Consider the following 17,851-nt stretch of genomic DNA (forward strand, 5'->3'; position numbering starts at 1 on the left):
TACGGGTGCATTTGCGCTTGTGGGCCAACAGAAGCGATTGTTTTGAACTACTCCGAGCGCACTACGCGGAGCTTTGCGCCGTTGCCCAGGCTGATTAGGCTCACTGTGCCGTTGATGGTGAACACTGGGCCGATGACTTCCACCGTTTGGTTGTTGCTGACGGCTTCTTCTAAAGCCTTGATCTCGTGGGATGAGCTGCCCATTGGGTAATCCACCCACGCGAAGCTTTGGCCGCTGCGGTACATCTGGCCGTCAGTGATTCGGATAGCAGGGACAGGCATGAGGTATTTGAGCATGCCTTTCAATCCATTCGGGACATTCCCCTGACGTTCCCTCGCTAGCTTCTCTTCATCCCAAACAATTCAGAGTGACCCGCCAACAGTGGCGGGTTTTTATCCTCCCGGTGCCGCATTTATTTTTTCTAACAACGGCAAGGCATGTTCGTAAACCGTTTCAAACAGCTGCTCTACGTCATGCCCAACATGGGTGGACACCAAGTGATCGCCATTCAGCAGCTCAATCACGAGATGTTCGCCCAGGGGTTGAGGCTCACCGTCTTTCACCTGAACTTGCACGGAGAGCCCATGTCGCTTCATGTGGCCTAAGAGTTCCCGGTTCTCTGGACTTAAAGCGACGTACCACGCCTTCTCTATTCCATTGGGGTATCTCGACATTCCTCAACATACTTAAGGGGGCGATCTATGTTGGTCAGCTCCCATGACAGAGAGGCAGAAAGCGAGCTGTGATTAAGATTCTGACCCCCTACGACAGCGGTGGGGGTTTTGCATTGCCCGTGGAGGCCGCATGTTGATGCAACGGTTCCAACTGATCAGGCGGGAGGATGTCAGTGGTTGCAGCGGTACCGGGGCGGTGGCTGAGGGCGTGATCTTCAGCGACGGCACAGCAGTGATGCGCTGGAACGTCGCGCCGTACTCCTTAGCGATTTACGGCAGTGTGGACGATCTGATTCAGGTGCATGGTCACGAGGGCCGGACAGTCCTCCAGGTGATTGACCAGCCTGCGCCTCGGGAGTTTCCCAGTGGCTAAGAAGTTGCTGAACCGGGCTGCCCGCCGTGCCCACCTTCAGTCCAGCACCGATGAGGGCCGTGACCGGGTGATGGAGCAAGAGGAGCGAGGGGAAGTCGAGATCACGCCAAAGCAGTGGAAGCAACTCGACCCTGCGCCTTGGTACCTGCCTGAGCTGGGACTGGAGCGCGAGCCGTTTATGGGACTCGTGCCGAGGTATCAGGTTGGGGTGATCATCCGGAAGCGGCGTCCTGCCGCTCCTTGTTCTGAACATCATGGATAGCCTGAAGAAGTTCGCGGGCCATTTCATCCGAAATTTGAGACGAGGGGTGTGACTTCACAACCTGATCCCCAAGCCAGCCTGCCAGCACAAATTGAGGATCGATTACCCCTCCGACGACGTAAAAGCCTACATCGTCGGCCCCGAGATCAGTGGCTGTTTGGAACGCGGTTCTGATGAACAGGCTGAAGCCATCCAAGTCCACACCCATCTGTCTGAACCCGGTCAGCGGGTAGCTGTTGTCATTCAGCCCCAAGTCAATCTCGTTGGGGTTGGAGCTTCTTTCGGTCATTGCCATCCCGCCACCCTACACCTGAGGAGGTGAACCGTATGACCCAGCCCGAGACTCTCAATACCGCAGACGAGCTAGGGCAGACCAGCAGCAGGTTCACCTCCTGCCTTCCCGCTAAGAACCTTATTGGGTGTGATCGATGTGATTCCGCGCACTCTGCAGGTAGATCTCCATGACGTCAAGGGTGGGGAGGGGTTGAGGCCCAGCAGTTGCCTGTCCGTCGATCAGCACTTCAACCATGCTGCCGACGACACCACTCCCGACGACTTCCGGTTCGTGCGCGGCCACAGCACGGACTTCAATGGTCTTGCCTCTGTAGACCTCAGTTTTGAGAACCATTCCCCACCCTATACCTCAGGAGGTGAGTTATGTTTCCATCCTTTCGGCTGATGGTGACGAGACCATTGCGCTGTAGACTCTGTTTACCCCACAACTCAAGCCGACCGGGTGAAGTCGGCGGGCAGCCTCGCAGAAGCGGGGCTTTTTGTTTATCTGATCAAAGGCAGGGCTAAGATAAAAATAAACAAAATGATTATAACAATCACAAAAATGATTGTCATTTTTGCCCATGTGTTCTTTCTTGTTCCTTCTTCGATAAAAGGGTCTAACCGATCTGACCCATTAGGTGGAGGAGAGTTGGAGAGTTTTCTGCGAAGTGCTTTGAAGCCTTCAACTAGATAAGCAAACATGAGTAAGGCAACGACAAAATTGAGCCCTACTACTATCCAAAACCAGAGGATGTCAACTGTCATTCGTTCATTTCCCCTCTTCTCACCATGACTGATGTGGTGTGAAACTCCCTTCACCCTGCCAAGGAGGTGACCAATGGCATCCCCCAAACGAGACAACGCCAAAGCTGCTCGCGCTCTGGTGGACGCCGCCCTCCAAGGTGACGCGCAAGCTTGCACAACCCACGGAATCGCGCTCAGGACGCTCCAAAACTACCGTAAACTGCTCGAAACCGACGAAGAGCTTGCGCAGTTTTACGCCGAGCTTTCGCGCAGCGTCACCACTCAGAACTGGGCCAACGAACTCAACCTGACCCTGACCATCGCCATCCGCAAACAAGGCGAGATGATCCGGGGTCTGGAGACGAACACTGCGGAGAACATCAGTGCCGTGACCGGGGCCATTAAGACCCTCTCCGAGATTGCTATCACCCGTGACGTCCTCGGACAGGGGGTGGACGATGTTGGAGATGGTGACGCGGATTAAGAGCGCTCAGAAGCGCGCGGCCCGAATCCAGCCGCGTAAACCATTGGTTGTCAAAGGGCAGACTGCCCGTCAACGCTGGCTACTTACTGCCCGCTTGAATCAACTGCCGCCCGCTGGGGATTGGTTCGTCTGGTTGATCCTGGCAGGCCGCGGCTTTGGCAAAACCAGAACCGGAGCGGAGACCATCGCCGAGTGGGCACGCAACACCCCGCGAGGCCGCTTCGCCCTAGTGGCTCAAACCATTGCCGATGCCCGAGACACGATGGTCGAAGGGCAGTCCGGCCTGCTGAACGTGCTGGATGAACGCGAGCTGCGAGGGGGCAGCATCGACACCGCCTGGAACCGGTCGATGGGAGAGCTGTACCTGCGGAATGGGGCCAAGTTCAAGTGCTTCAGCAGTGAAAAGGCCCGGTCGTTGCGTGGGCCTCAGCATCACGGTGCTTGGGGAGACGAGCCGGCCACCTGGAACGATGCCGATCAGGGCACGGCAGAAGACACCACCTGGACAAACCTGCTGTTCGGATTGCGCCTCGGCAACGATCCACGGGTGGTGCTCACCGGCACACCTCGCCCAGTCCGCCTGATCCGCGAGGTCAAAAAGGATGAGGGCACGGTGGTCACTGGTGGCAGCACCAGCGAGAACATTACGAACCTTGCCGAGACCTTCAAGCGCAACGTTATTCGGAAGTACGAGGGTACGCGCTTAGGCCGTCAGGAGTTGGACGGCGAGCTGCTCGAAGACACGCCAGGCGCCCTATGGAAGTACGCGATGTTCAACCGAGAAGGCTTCCGGATCAAGCTTGAAGACCTGCCCCCTATGGTGCGGATCGTCGTGGCTATCGATCCACAGGCCAGCCAAGGGAGTGAGAACGCCGAGACCGGCATCATCGTTGCTGGGAAGGATGCGGCGGGTAAAGGGTACGTACTCGATGACCTGAGTGGGGATTACAGCCCGACCGAGTGGGCGGAGAAAGCGATTGGAGCCTACGAGTACTGGAAGGCTGATTGCGTGGTGGCCGAGCGGAACAACGGCGGGGACATGGTGGAGAACACCATTCGGGCCGTGAATCCGAGGATCAACGTCAAGGCGGTCTGGGCCAGCCGGGGCAAACACACGCGAGCGGAGCCGGTCAGTGCTCTGTACGAAAAGACCAATGTCCAGCACGCCAAGATCTTTCCGGATCTGGAAGGCCAGATGACGACCTGGGTACCGGGGGACAAAGTCAGTCCTGACCGGATGGATGCGCTGGTCTGGGCCTTGACCGAACTCATGCTGGGTGTCCAGTTTGAGCCCGAAGACGATACCGGCAGCATCGTGACCCACTATTAGGAGGTGAACCCATGACCCTGAAAGCCCCTGCTCTTCCTGCTGTCTCTGGCACGCTGGCCGTGACCACCTCCCTGATTGATGCGGTCACGCTTGGCTTGCCCACCGCATTGCCGGGTCTGCTGAGCGCGGCCCTGAGCCAGAAGACCACCGACCTCGATGTCCTCTACGACTACGCCCACGACAACCAGATTGGGAAAAACGGTCAGTACTGGAAAGGCCGCAAGCCTGCCGACGGCAACTTGCAAGACGCTCTGCCTCAGCTGGTGCAGGATGACCAGATCGGGCCAGCGCAGGAGCGTGAGGTGGATGCCCAGTTCGCCAAAGACCCGGAGTGGGAAGTGCAGGAAGCTGGCCAAACTCTTGAAAATGCTGAACTGGTTACGGCCCTGACCGACTGGCACCGCGAGGCCGGACTGACAGCGATTCTGAAAGACGCAGCCCGTGCCCGCTGGTGGGCTGCCCGCATGGTGGGCCGGGTCTACATCCCCGAAGACTATGCCGAGCAGTTGCAACGCACGCCCAAGACTCTGGCCGCCATCCTCGAACTGATCCACGTTGAGCCGGTTGATCCCCGCTACGGTGGCCCTCTCTTGGATGCCCACAAGCGCGTGCTGGGTTACTGGAACCGCTACGGGCAGATCGTGAACGGTGAGAAAGTGATCATCGTGGAGCTGTACACCCCAGACCGTTTTCTGGTGTTTCAGCAAGGGGTAGACGGGCACCTCACGCACCTGCCTGAGCGTGACGCCGACAGCCCCTTCAAAGGCGCCGGCACGGCTCGCCGCGCCGAATACCTGATGTGGCACGCCGACCGTGATGGGGGGAGTTCGATCACCCGCAGTGTGCGGGACGCCCAAGACCGGCTGAACGTGGTGGGTACCTACATGGGCCGCAACGATGAGCAGACGGGCTACCGCCAATTCATCGTCAGCAACGCGGAAGGCCCGGTGGATCGGGAGGGTAAACCTGCCGCTTATCAAATGGGGCCAGGCGTGGTAGTGAACCTCAAAGGACTCACCATTGACGCGGTGAAGACGACGGCTGGCGAGCGGCCCCAGCGCCATACGCCGACCTGGCAGATCGTGGATCCTCTGAACCCAGAAGAGTTCCATATTCCCAGCATCAACCAGTGGAAGCGCAGCCTGCTGGAGAAGCTCGATCAGCTCTGGACGCTGACCCCGGAAACGAATGTCAGTGGTGAAAGCAAACGCCAGAGCCGCAAGCCGTTCGACAAGCGCGTGACCTTCGGGAGTCAGGACACAGGGGGTTTTTTGGCATGGGCACTGCGGGCCGCGTTGATGCTGGCCGCACAGGTCATGGAGAAAACCAGCGAATACCAGAACGTCACCTTCCTGCCCAAGCTTTATCTGGACGTGGACGCCGTCAACTTGGAAGAGCTGCGCGTCAAGCTCGCGATGTGGCAGGCCGGAGCACTCAAGCTCACGACCCTGCTCGAAGCCACACCAGGTGTGGCCGATGCCGCCGCAGAAGCCAAAGACCTGGACGAAGGTGGGGGCAGCCCCGAGAGTCAGGCTCAGCAAGCCGCACTGAACCGGTTGGTGAATCCTGACGCCGGGAACACCGGGTGAGCGTCCGCTGGGCTGACCTGGCGCTGGAAGTGGCCCAGCTTCAGCAGGGGGTCACCGTTGATCTGACAGAGTTGCTGCATGACCTGTGGAGCAAGGCCCAGCAGGAGGCTGATACCTCCCGTCTGTTGGCCGCACTGGAAACCCGTGCCCGCCGCGGCATCTTCCAGGCCTGCGATGTCAGCGCCCGGTTCCAGCATGCCGAGTTGCGGCCTGGTGTGCGGCATCCACAGGTGCTGCTTGATACCGCTGAACAGTTGGCGATCTTGCGGGCCAAGGTCGTTCGAGACCGCGCAGAGACCGTGATCCTGAAGGCTACCCAAGGGCTGGTCAGCCCGTATGCGCGGCTGGCCGCTCAGGTCTTGATCACAGATGCCGCCCGCACTGGCACCACGGCGGGCGGTTTGGTGGGCGGAGCTACGCACAAAGAATTCATTCGAATTCGGGGAGCCAAGGAACCTCGAACCCATAGTCGCTACGAAGACACCGTACGGCCCATCAATGGGACATGGCTGATCGCAGGCATCGAAGTGGACGGCCCCGGCGATGCACGGCTGCCGTGGTCGGAGAAGGCTTTCTGTGGGCATATCTGCCGGTACTTCCGGCAATAGGAGGTGAGGAATGTTGCACCACAAACGTCAAGCAGAGCTGTGGGGTTGCCTGTATCACACGCTTTACGCCTTGACCGGAGATACAGCCGTACTGGAGCATGTGCGGGATATCAGTAACGCCCGCTTTTACTGCCGTCTGCACGAGATGGGCTTGATGGCCGTGGCCCTGCACAAGGGTGCGCCGGCTGAACCGGAGTTCTGGGAGACGCTGAACCCCGATGGGGCGCACAGCTTGCTTCTGACCGTACCTGCTGACCATCTCCAAGGGGTTGAGCATGCGGTGGCGGTTGAACTCTGGCCGGGGCGCAGCGCGTGTATCAGCGACAGCAAGCAGCCCACACACCAATGGGTGGACTGGGCCGCGTTCCTGGCGAGCCCGTATGGACGCCCACTCAGCGTCGAAGTGTTGGCGGTGGCAGATCTGAACCGCTACCCCGCTGAAGACGCTGAATACACCCTCGGTCATGCCCTGATTCGGAGCCGAGACCGACCTGACCCACACCCTGACCTCGTGCTCTGACCGTTTCCGGCACCCAGACAAGGTTTGGGGTAAGTCCAGCCCACCCCCAGTTGCCCCCGCAAGGTCGGGGGCTTTGCCGTTCCTGCCAAGGCGCAGGGCCGCGCATGCCCAAGGAGGCATAGACCGTGCACAAACAGACCTTTTCCCGTTCGCTGTTCCTGACCGCCGCCCTCTCGCTCGCCTCCCTGATGCCAAGGGCCGAAGGGAATGAACCCGACGAGGCCACCAAAGCCCGCAACCTGCAGAGCCTGCTGGACAAAAAGAACGGCGACTCTGTGGCGCTGGCGGCGCAATTGCTGGCAGAGAACAACGAAGCCCGCGAAACGATCCGCACCCAACGGGCCGACCTGCAGAAGCTGCAAGTCCCGGAAGGGGGCGTGGTGTTGACTAAAGAGCAGGCTGCTGCGTGGGCAGAGTATCAAGCCCACGGCACGCCAGCCGAGGTCAAGACCAAGATCGAAACAGGTGCGGCGGCTATTGGTGAGCGCGACACCCTGAAGCAGGAAAAAGCGCTGACCAGTGTGGCCGAGGCCGCAGGCTACAAGCCGCGTGTGCTGGGAGACCGGTTGACCGCCGATAAATTGACCCCAGAAGTTCGGGAAATTGATCAGGATGGGAAAAAGGTCAAGGTTGTCTACGTCAAGGGCGAGGACAACAAAGAGCACCTGCTCAGCGAGTACGCCAAAGCGAATTGGGAAGATTACCTCCCTGCACTGACCGCTCAAGGCAGCGGCACAGGCAACGAGCAGCAGCAAAACAACGTCTTGCGGGTGGCCCTCGGTGGCAACGGCAGCAGCGCCACCACCACTCGTACCCCTGAGCAGATCGCCGCGGACAAGAAGTCCAGCGGTGATTACTCAATGTGACCTAGGAGGTCATGACAGATGGCAAATATCACTCGTAGTCCGCGCTCTTCGGTGGACACCACCAGCGCCCAGTTTGCTCAGCAGCACGCCGGGAAGATCCTCGGCGAAGACGTCGCTGCCGGTCAACCGATGGAACTCCGTACCAACGGCCAGCTCTACCGCTTTGTCGGCACCGCTGGGGCCGTGTTCTTCGGCATCGCGCCCCGCAGTGGCCGCACGGGTCAGCCCATGACCGCGTTTGGCCTCAGCGTGCAGTTCCGCGCTTCCGACGTCGCGCTGGTCATCGGCAAGACCTACTTTCTCTCCGACACCGTGGGCGAAATCGCTGACGCGGCAGGCACCAAGGACACCACGGGCAGCTTTTTCGCCGTGAATGCCAACGATCTGATTCTCACCCGCAGCTTCGGGAAGGTGGGCTAATGCGTAAATTTGTCTCTCTGGGCAGCCTGACCCTCTTGGGTGCGGCCCTCTCGATGTCCAGTGGTGCTCGCCGTGGCGTACGCACTGGCACCTATGACCTGCGTGACCTGCAGAACGTCACCAACCAGACCGTGATCCAGTTCGGCTTGGAAGACGTTCAGGGTGCAGTACAGGCTGAACTTGCGGTGCACAACACGCAGGTGAACGACATGGTGGGCACGCTGGTGTCTGCCGCGCCCAGTCGAATTGTTGCGGATGCTAGCGGCCTGATGCTGGACGGCGAAATGCGTGAAGTCGACGAATATGGCCGGGTGGCGACCCAGAAGACGGGCGCTCCAGACCAGATCGGTATTCCCATGCGCCGTTATCAGTTTGGTGTGGGCTTCACGGGTGACTTCCTGTCCCGCGCTACTCCTGCACAGGTAGCCATTGCCACCTACAACGCGGAGTCTGCCGACCGCCGCAAGACCATCCAACTGGTTCGCAATACGCTGTTCAACCCCTTCAACACCAGCTTCTACGACTTCCTGCGCGACAACATGGAACTGAAGACCAAGGGGCTGTACAACGCCGACGGCACGACGCCTCCACTGGGGCCGAACGCCGAGACGTTTGACGGCACGCACAACCACTACATGGGCTTTACAGCGTTCAACCCTGCGGCCCTGGACGCCCTGATCCTGAACGTTGCTGAGCACACCAACAACGCCAAGATCGAGGTTGATCTGAACGTGGCGCAGGAAGCCGCCGTGCGGGCGTTCCCCAACTTCACGCCCGCCGTTGACCCCAACGTGATCGTCAGCGTGAACCAGCAAGTCACGGTGCAGCGCCTGAACACTGGGCGTCAGAACAACCGCATGATCGGCATCTACAACGGCGCGGAAATATGGATCAAGAGCTGGATCTTCCCAAACTACGGTTTGGCGGTAGACACCAACGCTCCGGTTAAGCCGATTGCTCGCCGTGAGCCTGTGGGCGAAGACAGCATCATCGGTCAGCCTGGCCTGCGCATGGTTGGCACCATCGTGACCTTCCCGCTTCAGAGCGAGTACTGGGGGCGTGAAGCTGGCTATGGCGTTCGCAACCGTGGTGCAGCGGCTGTAGCTCAGTTCAACTCGGGTACGCCCGGCGTGTACGCCGACCCAACCAATGGAGGTCTGGCATGATCTTTTTGAACTCAGAGGGAGTCGAGGTCGATTCCAGCGGCAAGCCTGTGGCTGAAGTTAAGGCTGAGGGCACGTCCGAAGTGGACACCCTTAAGCGGCAGGTGGCCGACCTGGAGAAGAAGCTCCAAGACGCTCAAACCGGAAGTGCGTCTGAAGTGAGCACGCTCAAAACGCAGGTTGCTGATCTGACCAAGAAGGCCAAAGACGCAAAGGCTGAAGGCTCAACTGAAGCGGCTGGACTGAAAACGCAGGTAACCGATCTCAACAAACAGCTGAAGGAAGCTAAGGCCAAGCCTGCGCTTCCGGAAGATGCAAGAGACCGTCTGGTGGGCGTTGACGGGATCAATGAAGCCCTGGCTGATAAAGCCCTCGCCGCGCTCGCTGCGAAGTAACTGCACCACAAATCCAGCTTTGGAGGTGACTGACCTTGACGCAGCCAACCCCACAACCGCGCTCCTACGATGAATCGCTGCTGCTTCCCGTCGACCTGACTTCAGAAGACTGGGGCCGGACGTGGGTGCGGCAGTTCATGCGTGACTACCCAGAAGTCAGAACAGGTGGCGTGAGTCCACAGCAGCCGCAGCGTGATCCGATGTGGCCTGAGTTCAGCCGCACCGACGCGGCCCTGAACGCCAGCCTGTTCCTTGACGCGGTGCAGTTGGACGTGAATGGCACCGTGACCCCCTACTACCGCCCGCACTTCACGGCGGCCCGCCTGTACCTCGGTGACCCCAACCTGTGGCGCACCCGCAGTGTGGACGGCTCCAGCGAGACGCGGCGTGATCCGCTGGAAGTCATTCGCGCCTGGCTGAATCAGGGCCGTGCATTTGACGCCCTGTTTCCGTCTGGAACACTTTTACCCGCCTTCGAAGTGGAAGAGGTAGAAACGGTGAGTGGAACGCCGGACTACTCCCCTTCAGCCATTCCGTTGATCATTGGGGGCCTGTGAACGGCTTCGCTGCACTTCAGCGTCGTCTGGCAAGCCTCTCGGATCCTCGCACTCTGGCTGAGCTGCATAACCTTGCTGGCCGTGACGTGGCGGAGCTGGTCGATGCTGGTTTTGCCGGTGAGCATGACCCGAACGGTGACCCCTGGTTACCGAGTCGGGCCGCACAGAAGGAAGGCCGCAAGACTCTGCGAAAGATCGGGAACCTGCAAGACGGCATCCAGTGGAAAGCAGATTCTCGCGGCGTGGTGTTCCAGACCACCGGCAAAGCCAACCGCTACGCCCGCTACCACCAGGACGGCACACGCCGAATGCCGCAGCGTCAGTTTCTGCCGGAAGGAGAAATCCCTTTGCCTTATGAGCGGAAACTCGTTGCGACCTTCCGCGATTACTTCCAGAGTCGGTTCGGCTGATGGAAGACTTCACGCAAGCCCTTCAGAACGCGCTGGGCGGCATCCCGGTCTACCTCGGAGCGGAATACACCGAAGAGCAGCCGGAGATTCCGCATGTGGTTGTGGTGCCCAGTGGCGGCACGTACGGGCCACCTGTTGCTGGCACTAAAGATGCGCTAGCGACCGGCACACAAGACATCCGGGTGCTCTGCAAGTGCTGGAAGTTTCAGGAAGCACAGGACTTGGCGGATCTGGTCTACGCCGCTGCGCCAGGTCGTGCCCCGCTCGCCAAGTTTTCACTTCGAAGCGAGGTCTGGGGTAAATACACCGCCCGCGTGGCCGATCTGTTGCTGACCCTGCCGACCACCCTGACCCGTCAGGACATCACTCGCGTGCGCGTGGAGACCTTCACGCAGCTCGTTGATCTTCTTCCCCTCATCCCGACCCCGGAGGTCTCGAATGACCCAACCGTCCCAGAAGGGCAAACAACCTTTAGCCCCTGAAGACAAGCCCACTGTTCAGTCGGTGGTACAGCCTGACCAGGCCGTGCCCACTGCTGCCGCCACCCATGTTCCCTTTGAACACCTCGCCGCCGAGCAGGGCGTGACGGGCTGGCGCTTGCCTGCCCTCAGAGCGTCTGCGGGCTGGCTCCCCGGCCAGGAAGTGACGGCAGAAGAGTTCACCGCTGCTGTGGAAGCCCTTGATAAGGAAGTGATCCAGTGACCCTTCCGACCGTCAAAACCGAGTTCACCGACTTCGGTCTCGGCATCGTGCCGCCCGCTGGAGCCGACACGCACGCCAAAATCGGTGTAGCTTCCGTTGGTCCGCTGACGCCCCAGAGTCTCACCCGCGCCGATCAGGTGGCTGCCATCTACGGCGGAGGCCCCTTAGCTGGGGCGATGGCTGTGGGTCTCACTGAAGCGTCTCCGATTATCGGGGTACGAGTGGCTACCGACGTGCCGGGCGTGCCTAGCGCAGTCGTCAAGACCGGCACCGGCACCAGCGTGGCTACCGTCACAGGCAGCCCAGTGGACGCGGCCACCATCAGCGTGCGGGTCACCCGCGCTGCCACTGGCCCCACCGCAGGCACCGCAGGCGTGATCGTCAACGTGAACGGCACTGACCGGGCCGAGCGTGCCCTACCTGTCTCTGGGGCATTGCTCATCGACGGTACCGGCTTGACCCTGACTTTTAGCGCAGGCACTCTCGCTGTAGGCGACGTGCACAGCCTCACCGCCACTGCGCCAAGCGCCACCCTCGCTGCTGTGGTGACGGCACTGACCGATCTGCTCAGCACCCGGCCCGCCATCCGTTTCGTGCACATTCTCGGCGTCGCCACTCCAGCCCTCGCGGCGGCGGTGGATTTTGTCTTGCAAGAGCGTGAGTCGGTCAACTACTTCGTGCACGGGGTCATCGAGGCGCGGCCCATGAACGCAGGCGAAACCCTGAGCGACTACAAAGCCGCGATTGATACGCTGTTCAGCGCGTTTGCTTCGGATCGTCTGGCGCTGGCGTTGGATGGCGGCGAGGTCTACAACCCCATTACGCGCAGCCTCGAACCCCGTAACTCGGCATGGAAGGCAACGGCTCGCCGCGCCACCCAGCCGGTCGGTGACAGTGCCTACCGCGTCCGGACTGGGCCGCTCTCCGCGATGGGCAAACTCACCTTCGATGCCAACGTGCTGGGTACCACCGGGCGCTACTTGGCCCTGCGAACCCTTGACGGCAGAGCAGGCGTGTACGTCGCCAACTGGCCGATGCTGAGCGTGGCGGGCAGCGATTACGACGAGGTGCAGGCTCGCGAGTGTGCCGACGAAGCGGCCCGCATCGGCTACCTGAGCGCACAAGAATTTCTGGGTGAAGACCTGCCTGTCGATCTCACGACCGGGTTCATCCTCGAACCCACGGCGCAGGCCTTCGAAGCCTACGTGGCGGGCCGCATTCAGGCCGCGCTAACCGACAACGTCTCCGGCATCCGCATCACCGTTGACCGGGGCGTGAACATCCTGTCCACCAAATCGTTTGCCTTCACGGTGGGCATCATCCCGAAAGGCTACGCCCGCCAGATCACGGTGCGGGTCGGCTTCATCAATCCCGCCCTGCTCGTGCAGACCCTCGCGGCGCCGACCGCCGCACCCGCGGGAGCGTGATCTGAATGCCCAAATTAGATATTGAGAATCCCCGCGCCGGGTTTGCCAGTCTCGTCCTCAACGTCGATGGCAAAGAATTTCTGGTGAAGTCTGTCAGCTATTCGGACGGCATTGACCGGGGGCAGATTGAGGGCAACGCCCGCATGAGCCTCGGCGTGTCCGAAGGCATGTACAAGGCCGAAGAAAGCACCCTGGAGCTGTACCTGGCCGAGTACGACGAAGTGATGGACGCTTTTGCAGACGAGTTTTTCAACAAAGCGTTCACGGTCACAGCAGCCTTCGAGTCGGCGGGCAAAACCCGCACGGACACCCTGGTGGGCTGCCGCTGGACGAAGCGTTCCAGCGACAACCAATCTGGCCCCGATGCCTTGACGCGCTCGCTGAGCTTTTTGCCGCAGTACATCAAGGTCAACGGGAAAAACCCCCTCAAGAAAATGCCCACGGGCGCAATTTAAACCCACACTGGGCGGCCTGGCTGCCCGGTGAAGACTTCCTTTTTGAAGCACAGGAGACGCCATGACCGACTTTGACCAGCCCACGCAGCCGCAACCCGAAAAGCCCACCACCTTCGCCGGAGCCACCCGCACACAGGTCAAAGACTGGCAGAACGAACACGGCGAAGACCGCGTCAAACTGTTGAGCGTGCCGGTGGGACAGGGGCGGCAGCAATTCATCATTCGTGCGCCCAGTCGCGGAGAGTACAACCATTATCTGTCCAACATCGCCAAGTCTGATCGCTCGTTTGACCGGGTGAACCTAGCCACACGCAACCTGTTCAGCACCTGCCTGCTGGCCCCCGACGTGGACACCATCAAGGCCATCTGGGAACAGTATCCCGCGCTGACCGACACCATGACTGAACCGGTCATGAAACTGGCGGGCACCGATCTGGAGGTCAGAGAAGAAACGTTTTGAGGGCCTCTGGCGGCGGTTCGAGAGCGACAACCGTCAGAGCAAGCTCAATCCGCTGGCTGAAGCGCTGCTGGCGTTCCAGTTCTGCGAGCGGGATGACGAGGGTGCACCCAGCCTCAAAGCCCGCTTGGGTGCGTTTTTCATGGCTGAGCAGCACTTGACGCTGCGGGCATACGTCAGGGGAGGTGGAGAATGAGCACAGCATCTGTCGAGTGGGTTTTAAGGCTTGTTGACCGCATCAGCGCCCCCGCTGCCCGCGTGGAGAAACAGCTCAGCCTTGTCGAGCGTGTCTTTGCCCGGATCGACCGCGCCACTGCCATAACGGGCGGTGGTTTTGGAGGGATGGCCACCCAGGCCGAACGCGCTGCGGCCCGTACAGGTCGGGCGTGGGAGCGCGTCAACAGCACTATTGGCACTACCCGGGCCAGCTTGCAAGGGGCGGCTACGGCTGCCCTCGGCATCGGCGCAGCGGCTTACGGTGCTGGGATGCTGGGTAAGTCCATCGTGGATGCCGGAGCGTATAAGCAAGACCAGCTCACTAGCCTCGGGCAGATGCTCAAGAGCAATGCCAAAGGTGCGGCGCTGTTTCAGCGGGCGCAGGCCTTTGCAGCGGCCACCCCCTTTACCACTCAGCAAGTGCTGGACGCCACCAAACAAACGATTGGGGCAGGCTTTACCGATAAGCAGGCCATTCCTGTCCTGAAGTTGGCAGGCGGGCTGGCCAGTGGTAACAACGTGCCCATCGAGCAGGCCATTCGGGCCTTTGCTGCGCTCAAAGGCGGCGATTTTGGACAGGCTTTCGGTGTGGGGCAGGGCTTCAACCAGCTCGGTATCTCGCGGGAGCAGTTGGTTAAAGCGGGCCTGAAATTCGACAAGGGCGGCAGTTATCAAGGCGGCATCGCCGAGGGTTTGGCTGCCGTTCGCAAGATTACTGAAGACAAATTCGGCAAGAGCATGGAGCTGCAAAGCAAGAACCTGAGCGGTCTCGGTTCCACGCTCGCCAGTCGTCCCCAAGAGCTGTTCATGTCTCTGGTGGACGCCAACGGCAACAGCAAAGCCCTCGCGCCAGTGCAGCAGCTCATGTCGAATCTGGCTGATCTGACCGACTTCACCAAAGCACCGGGCAGCCGGATTCAGGCCCGCTTTCAGAAATCAATGGAAAGTCTGTTCGGGGCGCTGTTCAATCCCCTCGCAGGGGCAACAGGCGGCACCGCAGGTGAAAAGTTGATCAACAGTTTGCTCGACAAGTTGGATCAATTCAGCTTGTGGTGGGCGGCGAACGGCCCCGGCATCCTGTCCAACGCTCAGGCGTTCGGCAGTGGGCTGATGAGCGTTTTCGGCGTCATCAAGACCGCCACCGCGCCCTTCGCCTGGCTGATTGAGAAACTGGGCGTCCTAGGGGGTGCGGGCGACGGCAGTTTTGCCCGCATCATCGGACAGATTGCGGGCCTCGCGCTGGCCTGGCGGGCCCTGAATGCTCTTACGGGTGGCGGGGCAAGTGGGGTTGCTGGTGGCCTCTCCGGGTTCCTGTTTGGCCGCTCTGACAAAGGCGGGAACGGCAGTGCGGGCGGCAATATCGACGCCAAAAACGGGACACTGGACGCCGATAACGGTGGTTTAGTGGGTTCCATCGCCGAAGCCCTCAACAAAGCGGGCATGGAGACTCAGGGCGAGTGGCTGGGGGCCATCGGCGCAGCGGCGTCGGGGGACTTCTCCCAGCTCGGCTCTCTGGTGGGGGGCACGATCCTGACCCGCACTGAAAACCTCCGCAAGAAAATCACCCTGGCCAGCAAGCGGGCCTACCGCCTCTACAAAAGCGGTGCGGGCACAACAGCAGCGTGGAACAGTGCCATGAAAATTATGGGCTTCGGTGGGCAAGCGGCCACGAGTGCGGCGGGCCAAGCGGCAGGCACGGCGGCGAGTCGTGCGGTGGCCGGAGCAGCTGGTGGGGCAGCCGGAGCCGCAGGCGCTGGAGCGGCGGGTGCCGCTGGAGCAGGCGCAGCGGGCGGGATGCTCGGCAAACTCAAGGGCCTCTTCAGCAAACTGATCGGGCCGATCATGGCGGTGGGCCGTACCGTGCTGGCCTTCCTGACTGGACCAATTGGACTGGTCGTCGCAGGCGTCACTTTGCTGGCGGGCGGTCTCGCGCTGCTCTACAACAAGTGGAAACCCTTTCATGATTTCGTGGATAAAACGGCAGACAACTTCCGGCCGGGCGGCGCGATCTACGACTGGTTCAGCCAGAAAAACCAAGCGGTTCAAACTTGGAGTTCAGGCGTCGATAACCGCGTGCGGGCAGCCTTTGGCGGCGCAACGGGCACGGCGGCCCAGCAATCGTCCAGCTCAGCGCTGACAGGTGTAGCGCAGCGCCTCGGCATCGATCCGAAGGCCCTCTTAGCGGTGGCCTTCAAGGAAAGCGCGTTAGACCCCACGGCAGTGAACCCCGACAGCAAAGCAGGCGGATTGATTCAGTTCCTCCCGTCTACCGCGGCAGAGTACGGTCTGAGACCCGGCCAGATGGAACGGATGAGCGCCGCAGATCAAGCGCCATACATTGAGCGGTATCTGAAAGATCACGGGGTTAGGGCAGGCATGGGTTTAGAGCAGGTCTACGCCGCTGTCTTCGGGGGCAATGCCAGTCGCGCCGGAAGCACGCTCTACACCACGGCTGACGGCGAGGCTTACACCAACAACAAAGGGCTTGATCTCAACAAAGACGGCTCTATTACGAGTGCAGAAGCCGCACAGGCCGCATTAACTGCCTTCCAGAAATCCGGCATCACGTTCAATCAAACCGTGATCGTGCAGGGCAATGCCAATCCTGCGGCGGTGGCCGCCATTGAGCGGGCCGGACAAACGAGCCTGCTGGCGGCTCAAGCTAGTCAAAACGCCGAAGCAGGCGGGGGAGCCAGACGATGACCAGTCCCATGAATGCGCCCGGCCTGCACGACAGCTTCGTGCTTCTCGACGGAGCCAAGCGCCGCCCGCTCCCCGGTGTGGCCCGTGTGACAGTGGGTCTCGCTGCCAACATCGACACCCAGCAGCCTGCCGGGGACAGCACAGCCGTGACGCAACTGAGCGAATCCACTGCTGAGGTCACGGTGCAGCTCACCATGTGGACCCATGCCCAATGGATGGCGTATCAGAGCCTCTTGCAGGTCTTCCGGAGGGGCACCAAAACCGGGCCAGCCGTGTTCACCACCGCGCATCCGGAAGTCACGGCGCGGCGGGTGAAGCGGCTCTATTTCGTCTCCGAGCAGGGGGAGCCCTATAACCCGGCGGTGGGCTATAAGGTCAGCATTAAGTTCTCCGAGAAGCTCAAGGAGAAGTCCGCCACCCAAAGTGTGGGCACCAGTGAAGGCAGCATTGACAACGCGGTGGGTGTAGACCCCAGCACGGGCAATACACCGGCCAACAGCGAGGCAGGGGCGCGGGTGGTCGCAGCGGCACGGGCCAACGGGGCAGGCACGCCAGCAGCCAAAACCCGCAATGGTGTCAACGATATTTCGGAGGGTGGGTACTGTTCCGCGTGGCAGCGGGTGGTAGGTACCCAAGCGGGCTTCCCAGCCACTCTTTACGGTGAGACCGCGCTCCAAACCGAAGCCCAATTCCGGGCGGCCAAGCTCTCTGAGCCGTGGTCAAGCGCGAGTCAGGGTCAATTGCAGGTCGGCTCTCAAATCTTTTACGGCAATGATCCTTCGGATTCCGGGCACGTCGGCACCTACGTTGGGATGCGGGCAGACGGCACACCGATGGTGCTTTCAAATAATTTGGTCACCTATCAGGCGCGGGGTGGAATCATTGACCGCGCCACTGGACGGGCCACTGGGTACGACTCTGCGGGCAAGAAGGTAGACGCACGCGGGGAAGTGCCCTTGCTCGGCCTCGGCACGCCCACCAGTGTTGCGCCTCCCCCCGGTCAACCGGTGCGGGTGCGCCAAGGGCCAGTCGCCCCAGCTCCAACTCGCAGCGGAGCAACCACGCCGCGTCCGACTCCGGTGGCCCTGCCTCCCAACCGTCCCAGTCAGAGCGTCCCGTTGCCACCCACAGCCGCGCTCTTCACGCCGACACCTAGTCCCCTGTTCAATCCGAGGCGGTGAGTCCCAATCGCATACCTGACTGTTTCCAACATCCCGGCA

Annotated in this window: 24 protein-coding genes; 20 read left to right on the forward strand and 4 right to left on the reverse strand. The window is 60.9% G+C overall.

The genetic code is table 11. The annotated features are described in order from the left end of the window. Positions 1-47: 47 nt before the first annotated feature. The gene (locus tag E7T06_RS07205) at positions 48-281 is read right to left on the reverse strand and encodes a hypothetical protein (RefSeq protein WP_136365155.1); all 234 of its coding nucleotides are present in this window, start codon (positions 279-281) and stop codon (positions 48-50) included. Between the two features lie 111 nt (positions 282-392). Continuing rightward, positions 393-596 carry a hypothetical protein gene (locus E7T06_RS07210; RefSeq protein ID WP_136365156.1) on the reverse strand — a complete coding sequence of 68 codons (204 nt, stop codon included), beginning with the start codon at positions 594-596 and terminating at the stop codon, positions 393-395. A 208-nt stretch (positions 597-804) separates the two neighbouring features. Here E7T06_RS07210 and E7T06_RS07215 point away from each other — a divergent pair, with 208 nt between their 5' ends. Together E7T06_RS07215 and E7T06_RS07220 are read left to right on the forward strand one after the other, a co-directional pair. Then, complete coding sequence (locus E7T06_RS07215) at positions 805-1,047, forward strand: hypothetical protein (RefSeq protein WP_240740900.1); 243 nt, start codon at positions 805-807, stop codon at positions 1,045-1,047. Beyond that, a complete protein-coding gene (locus E7T06_RS07220; RefSeq protein ID WP_136365157.1) occupies positions 1,040-1,309 on the forward strand; it encodes a hypothetical protein in 270 nt (89 codons plus the stop codon). The genes E7T06_RS07215 and E7T06_RS07220 overlap by 8 nt, the downstream gene beginning before the upstream one ends. On the opposite strand, the gene E7T06_RS07225 is transcribed toward E7T06_RS07220, so the two are convergent. Then, on the reverse strand, positions 1,260-1,604 hold the full coding sequence (locus E7T06_RS07225; protein ID WP_136365158.1) for a hypothetical protein: 345 nt from the start codon (positions 1,602-1,604) through the stop codon (positions 1,260-1,262). The two genes, E7T06_RS07220 and E7T06_RS07225, sit on opposite strands and share 50 nt — an antisense overlap. Positions 1,605-1,721: 117 nt before the next feature. Continuing rightward, positions 1,722-1,937 (reverse strand): hypothetical protein, encoded by a 216-nt coding sequence (locus E7T06_RS07230; RefSeq protein ID WP_136365159.1) that lies wholly within the window; start codon positions 1,935-1,937, stop codon positions 1,722-1,724. A gap of 486 nt (positions 1,938-2,423) precedes the next feature. On the opposite strand from E7T06_RS07230, the gene E7T06_RS07235 reads away from it, so the two are divergent. From E7T06_RS07235 to E7T06_RS07320, 18 genes are all read left to right on the forward strand, one after another. After that, positions 2,424-2,813, forward strand: a complete 390-nt coding sequence (locus E7T06_RS07235; RefSeq protein ID WP_136365160.1) for a hypothetical protein — start codon at positions 2,424-2,426, stop codon at positions 2,811-2,813. Between the two features lie 133 nt (positions 2,814-2,946). Further along, positions 2,947-4,143 carry a terminase family protein gene (locus tag E7T06_RS07240; protein WP_205750841.1) on the forward strand — a complete coding sequence of 399 codons (1,197 nt, stop codon included), beginning with the start codon at positions 2,947-2,949 and terminating at the stop codon, positions 4,141-4,143. A gap of 11 nt (positions 4,144-4,154) precedes the next feature. Then, positions 4,155-5,732: a hypothetical protein gene (locus E7T06_RS07245; RefSeq protein WP_136365161.1), complete on the forward strand. Its 1,578-nt coding sequence runs from the start codon at positions 4,155-4,157 to the stop codon at positions 5,730-5,732. Continuing rightward, positions 5,729-6,340 carry a hypothetical protein gene (locus tag E7T06_RS07250; RefSeq protein ID WP_136365162.1) on the forward strand — a complete coding sequence of 204 codons (612 nt, stop codon included), beginning with the start codon at positions 5,729-5,731 and terminating at the stop codon, positions 6,338-6,340. The genes E7T06_RS07245 and E7T06_RS07250 overlap by 4 nt, the downstream gene beginning before the upstream one ends. 10 nt (positions 6,341-6,350) lie before the next feature. Beyond that, positions 6,351-6,860 (forward strand): hypothetical protein, encoded by a 510-nt coding sequence (locus E7T06_RS07255; RefSeq protein WP_136365163.1) that lies wholly within the window; start codon positions 6,351-6,353, stop codon positions 6,858-6,860. Between the two features lie 125 nt (positions 6,861-6,985). Continuing rightward, positions 6,986-7,726: a hypothetical protein gene (locus tag E7T06_RS07260; protein WP_136365164.1), complete on the forward strand. Its 741-nt coding sequence runs from the start codon at positions 6,986-6,988 to the stop codon at positions 7,724-7,726. Between the two features lie 18 nt (positions 7,727-7,744). Then, positions 7,745-8,146 (forward strand): hypothetical protein, encoded by a 402-nt coding sequence (locus E7T06_RS07265; protein WP_136365165.1) that lies wholly within the window; start codon positions 7,745-7,747, stop codon positions 8,144-8,146. Then, a complete protein-coding gene (locus E7T06_RS07270) occupies positions 8,146-9,312 on the forward strand; it encodes a hypothetical protein (protein ID WP_136365166.1) in 1,167 nt (388 codons plus the stop codon). The genes E7T06_RS07265 and E7T06_RS07270 overlap by 1 nt, the downstream gene beginning before the upstream one ends. Next, positions 9,309-9,704, forward strand: a complete 396-nt coding sequence (locus E7T06_RS07275) for a hypothetical protein (RefSeq protein ID WP_136365167.1) — start codon at positions 9,309-9,311, stop codon at positions 9,702-9,704. The genes E7T06_RS07270 and E7T06_RS07275 overlap by 4 nt, the downstream gene beginning before the upstream one ends. 35 nt (positions 9,705-9,739) lie before the next feature. Then, positions 9,740-10,261, forward strand: a complete 522-nt coding sequence (locus tag E7T06_RS07280) for a hypothetical protein (RefSeq protein ID WP_136365168.1) — start codon at positions 9,740-9,742, stop codon at positions 10,259-10,261. Then, positions 10,258-10,671 (forward strand): phage virion morphogenesis protein, encoded by a 414-nt coding sequence (locus tag E7T06_RS07285; RefSeq protein WP_136365169.1) that lies wholly within the window; start codon positions 10,258-10,260, stop codon positions 10,669-10,671. The genes E7T06_RS07280 and E7T06_RS07285 overlap by 4 nt, the downstream gene beginning before the upstream one ends. Beyond that, complete coding sequence (locus E7T06_RS07290) at positions 10,671-11,153, forward strand: hypothetical protein (RefSeq protein ID WP_136365170.1); 483 nt, start codon at positions 10,671-10,673, stop codon at positions 11,151-11,153. The genes E7T06_RS07285 and E7T06_RS07290 overlap by 1 nt, the downstream gene beginning before the upstream one ends. Further along, on the forward strand, positions 11,110-11,373 hold the full coding sequence (locus E7T06_RS07295; protein ID WP_136365171.1) for a hypothetical protein: 264 nt from the start codon (positions 11,110-11,112) through the stop codon (positions 11,371-11,373). The genes E7T06_RS07290 and E7T06_RS07295 overlap by 44 nt, the downstream gene beginning before the upstream one ends. Then, positions 11,370-12,800 carry a DUF2586 family protein gene (locus E7T06_RS07300; protein ID WP_136365172.1) on the forward strand — a complete coding sequence of 477 codons (1,431 nt, stop codon included), beginning with the start codon at positions 11,370-11,372 and terminating at the stop codon, positions 12,798-12,800. The genes E7T06_RS07295 and E7T06_RS07300 overlap by 4 nt, the downstream gene beginning before the upstream one ends. Before the next feature lie 5 nt (positions 12,801-12,805). Further along, positions 12,806-13,255, forward strand: a complete 450-nt coding sequence (locus E7T06_RS07305; RefSeq protein WP_136365173.1) for a hypothetical protein — start codon at positions 12,806-12,808, stop codon at positions 13,253-13,255. A 61-nt stretch (positions 13,256-13,316) separates the two neighbouring features. Further along, on the forward strand, positions 13,317-13,715 hold the full coding sequence (locus E7T06_RS07310; RefSeq protein ID WP_136365174.1) for a hypothetical protein: 399 nt from the start codon (positions 13,317-13,319) through the stop codon (positions 13,713-13,715). Positions 13,716-13,904: 189 nt separating this feature from the next. Continuing rightward, positions 13,905-16,631, forward strand: a complete 2,727-nt coding sequence (locus E7T06_RS07315; protein WP_136365175.1) for a transglycosylase SLT domain-containing protein — start codon at positions 13,905-13,907, stop codon at positions 16,629-16,631. Then, positions 16,628-17,812, forward strand: a complete 1,185-nt coding sequence (locus E7T06_RS07320; protein WP_136365176.1) for a hypothetical protein — start codon at positions 16,628-16,630, stop codon at positions 17,810-17,812. The genes E7T06_RS07315 and E7T06_RS07320 overlap by 4 nt, the downstream gene beginning before the upstream one ends. Positions 17,813-17,851 lie beyond the last annotated feature (39 nt).

This window comes from Deinococcus sp. Arct2-2, from assembly GCF_004801315.1.
Lineage (GTDB): Bacteria > Deinococcota > Deinococci > Deinococcales > Deinococcaceae > Deinococcus.

What these genes read in the sequence shown, in the direction of transcription:
- E7T06_RS07205 (WP_136365155.1), bottom strand. Translation starts at nt 281, where the DNA reads ATGCCTGTCCCTGCTATCCGAATCACTGACGGCCAGATGTACCGCAGC.
- E7T06_RS07210 (WP_136365156.1), bottom strand. Translation starts at nt 596, where the DNA reads ATGAAGCGACATGGGCTCTCCGTGCAAGTTCAGGTGAAAGACGGTGAG.
- E7T06_RS07215 (WP_240740900.1), top strand. Translation starts at nt 805, where the DNA reads ATGTTGATGCAACGGTTCCAACTGATCAGGCGGGAGGATGTCAGTGGT.
- E7T06_RS07225 (WP_136365158.1), bottom strand. Translation starts at nt 1,604, where the DNA reads ATGGCAATGACCGAAAGAAGCTCCAACCCCAACGAGATTGACTTGGGG.
- E7T06_RS07230 (WP_136365159.1), bottom strand. Translation starts at nt 1,937, where the DNA reads ATGGTTCTCAAAACTGAGGTCTACAGAGGCAAGACCATTGAAGTCCGT.
- E7T06_RS07235 (WP_136365160.1), top strand. Translation starts at nt 2,424, where the DNA reads ATGGCATCCCCCAAACGAGACAACGCCAAAGCTGCTCGCGCTCTGGTG.
- E7T06_RS07245 (WP_136365161.1), top strand. Translation starts at nt 4,155, where the DNA reads ATGACCCTGAAAGCCCCTGCTCTTCCTGCTGTCTCTGGCACGCTGGCC.
- E7T06_RS07255 (WP_136365163.1), top strand. Translation starts at nt 6,351, where the DNA reads ATGTTGCACCACAAACGTCAAGCAGAGCTGTGGGGTTGCCTGTATCAC.
- E7T06_RS07265 (WP_136365165.1), top strand. Translation starts at nt 7,745, where the DNA reads ATGGCAAATATCACTCGTAGTCCGCGCTCTTCGGTGGACACCACCAGC.
- E7T06_RS07270 (WP_136365166.1), top strand. Translation starts at nt 8,146, where the DNA reads ATGCGTAAATTTGTCTCTCTGGGCAGCCTGACCCTCTTGGGTGCGGCC.
- E7T06_RS07275 (WP_136365167.1), top strand. Translation starts at nt 9,309, where the DNA reads ATGATCTTTTTGAACTCAGAGGGAGTCGAGGTCGATTCCAGCGGCAAG.
- E7T06_RS07290 (WP_136365170.1), top strand. Translation starts at nt 10,671, where the DNA reads ATGGAAGACTTCACGCAAGCCCTTCAGAACGCGCTGGGCGGCATCCCG.
- E7T06_RS07295 (WP_136365171.1), top strand. Translation starts at nt 11,110, where the DNA reads ATGACCCAACCGTCCCAGAAGGGCAAACAACCTTTAGCCCCTGAAGAC.
- E7T06_RS07305 (WP_136365173.1), top strand. Translation starts at nt 12,806, where the DNA reads ATGCCCAAATTAGATATTGAGAATCCCCGCGCCGGGTTTGCCAGTCTC.
- E7T06_RS07310 (WP_136365174.1), top strand. Translation starts at nt 13,317, where the DNA reads ATGACCGACTTTGACCAGCCCACGCAGCCGCAACCCGAAAAGCCCACC.
- E7T06_RS07315 (WP_136365175.1), top strand. Translation starts at nt 13,905, where the DNA reads ATGAGCACAGCATCTGTCGAGTGGGTTTTAAGGCTTGTTGACCGCATC.
- E7T06_RS07320 (WP_136365176.1), top strand. Translation starts at nt 16,628, where the DNA reads ATGACCAGTCCCATGAATGCGCCCGGCCTGCACGACAGCTTCGTGCTT.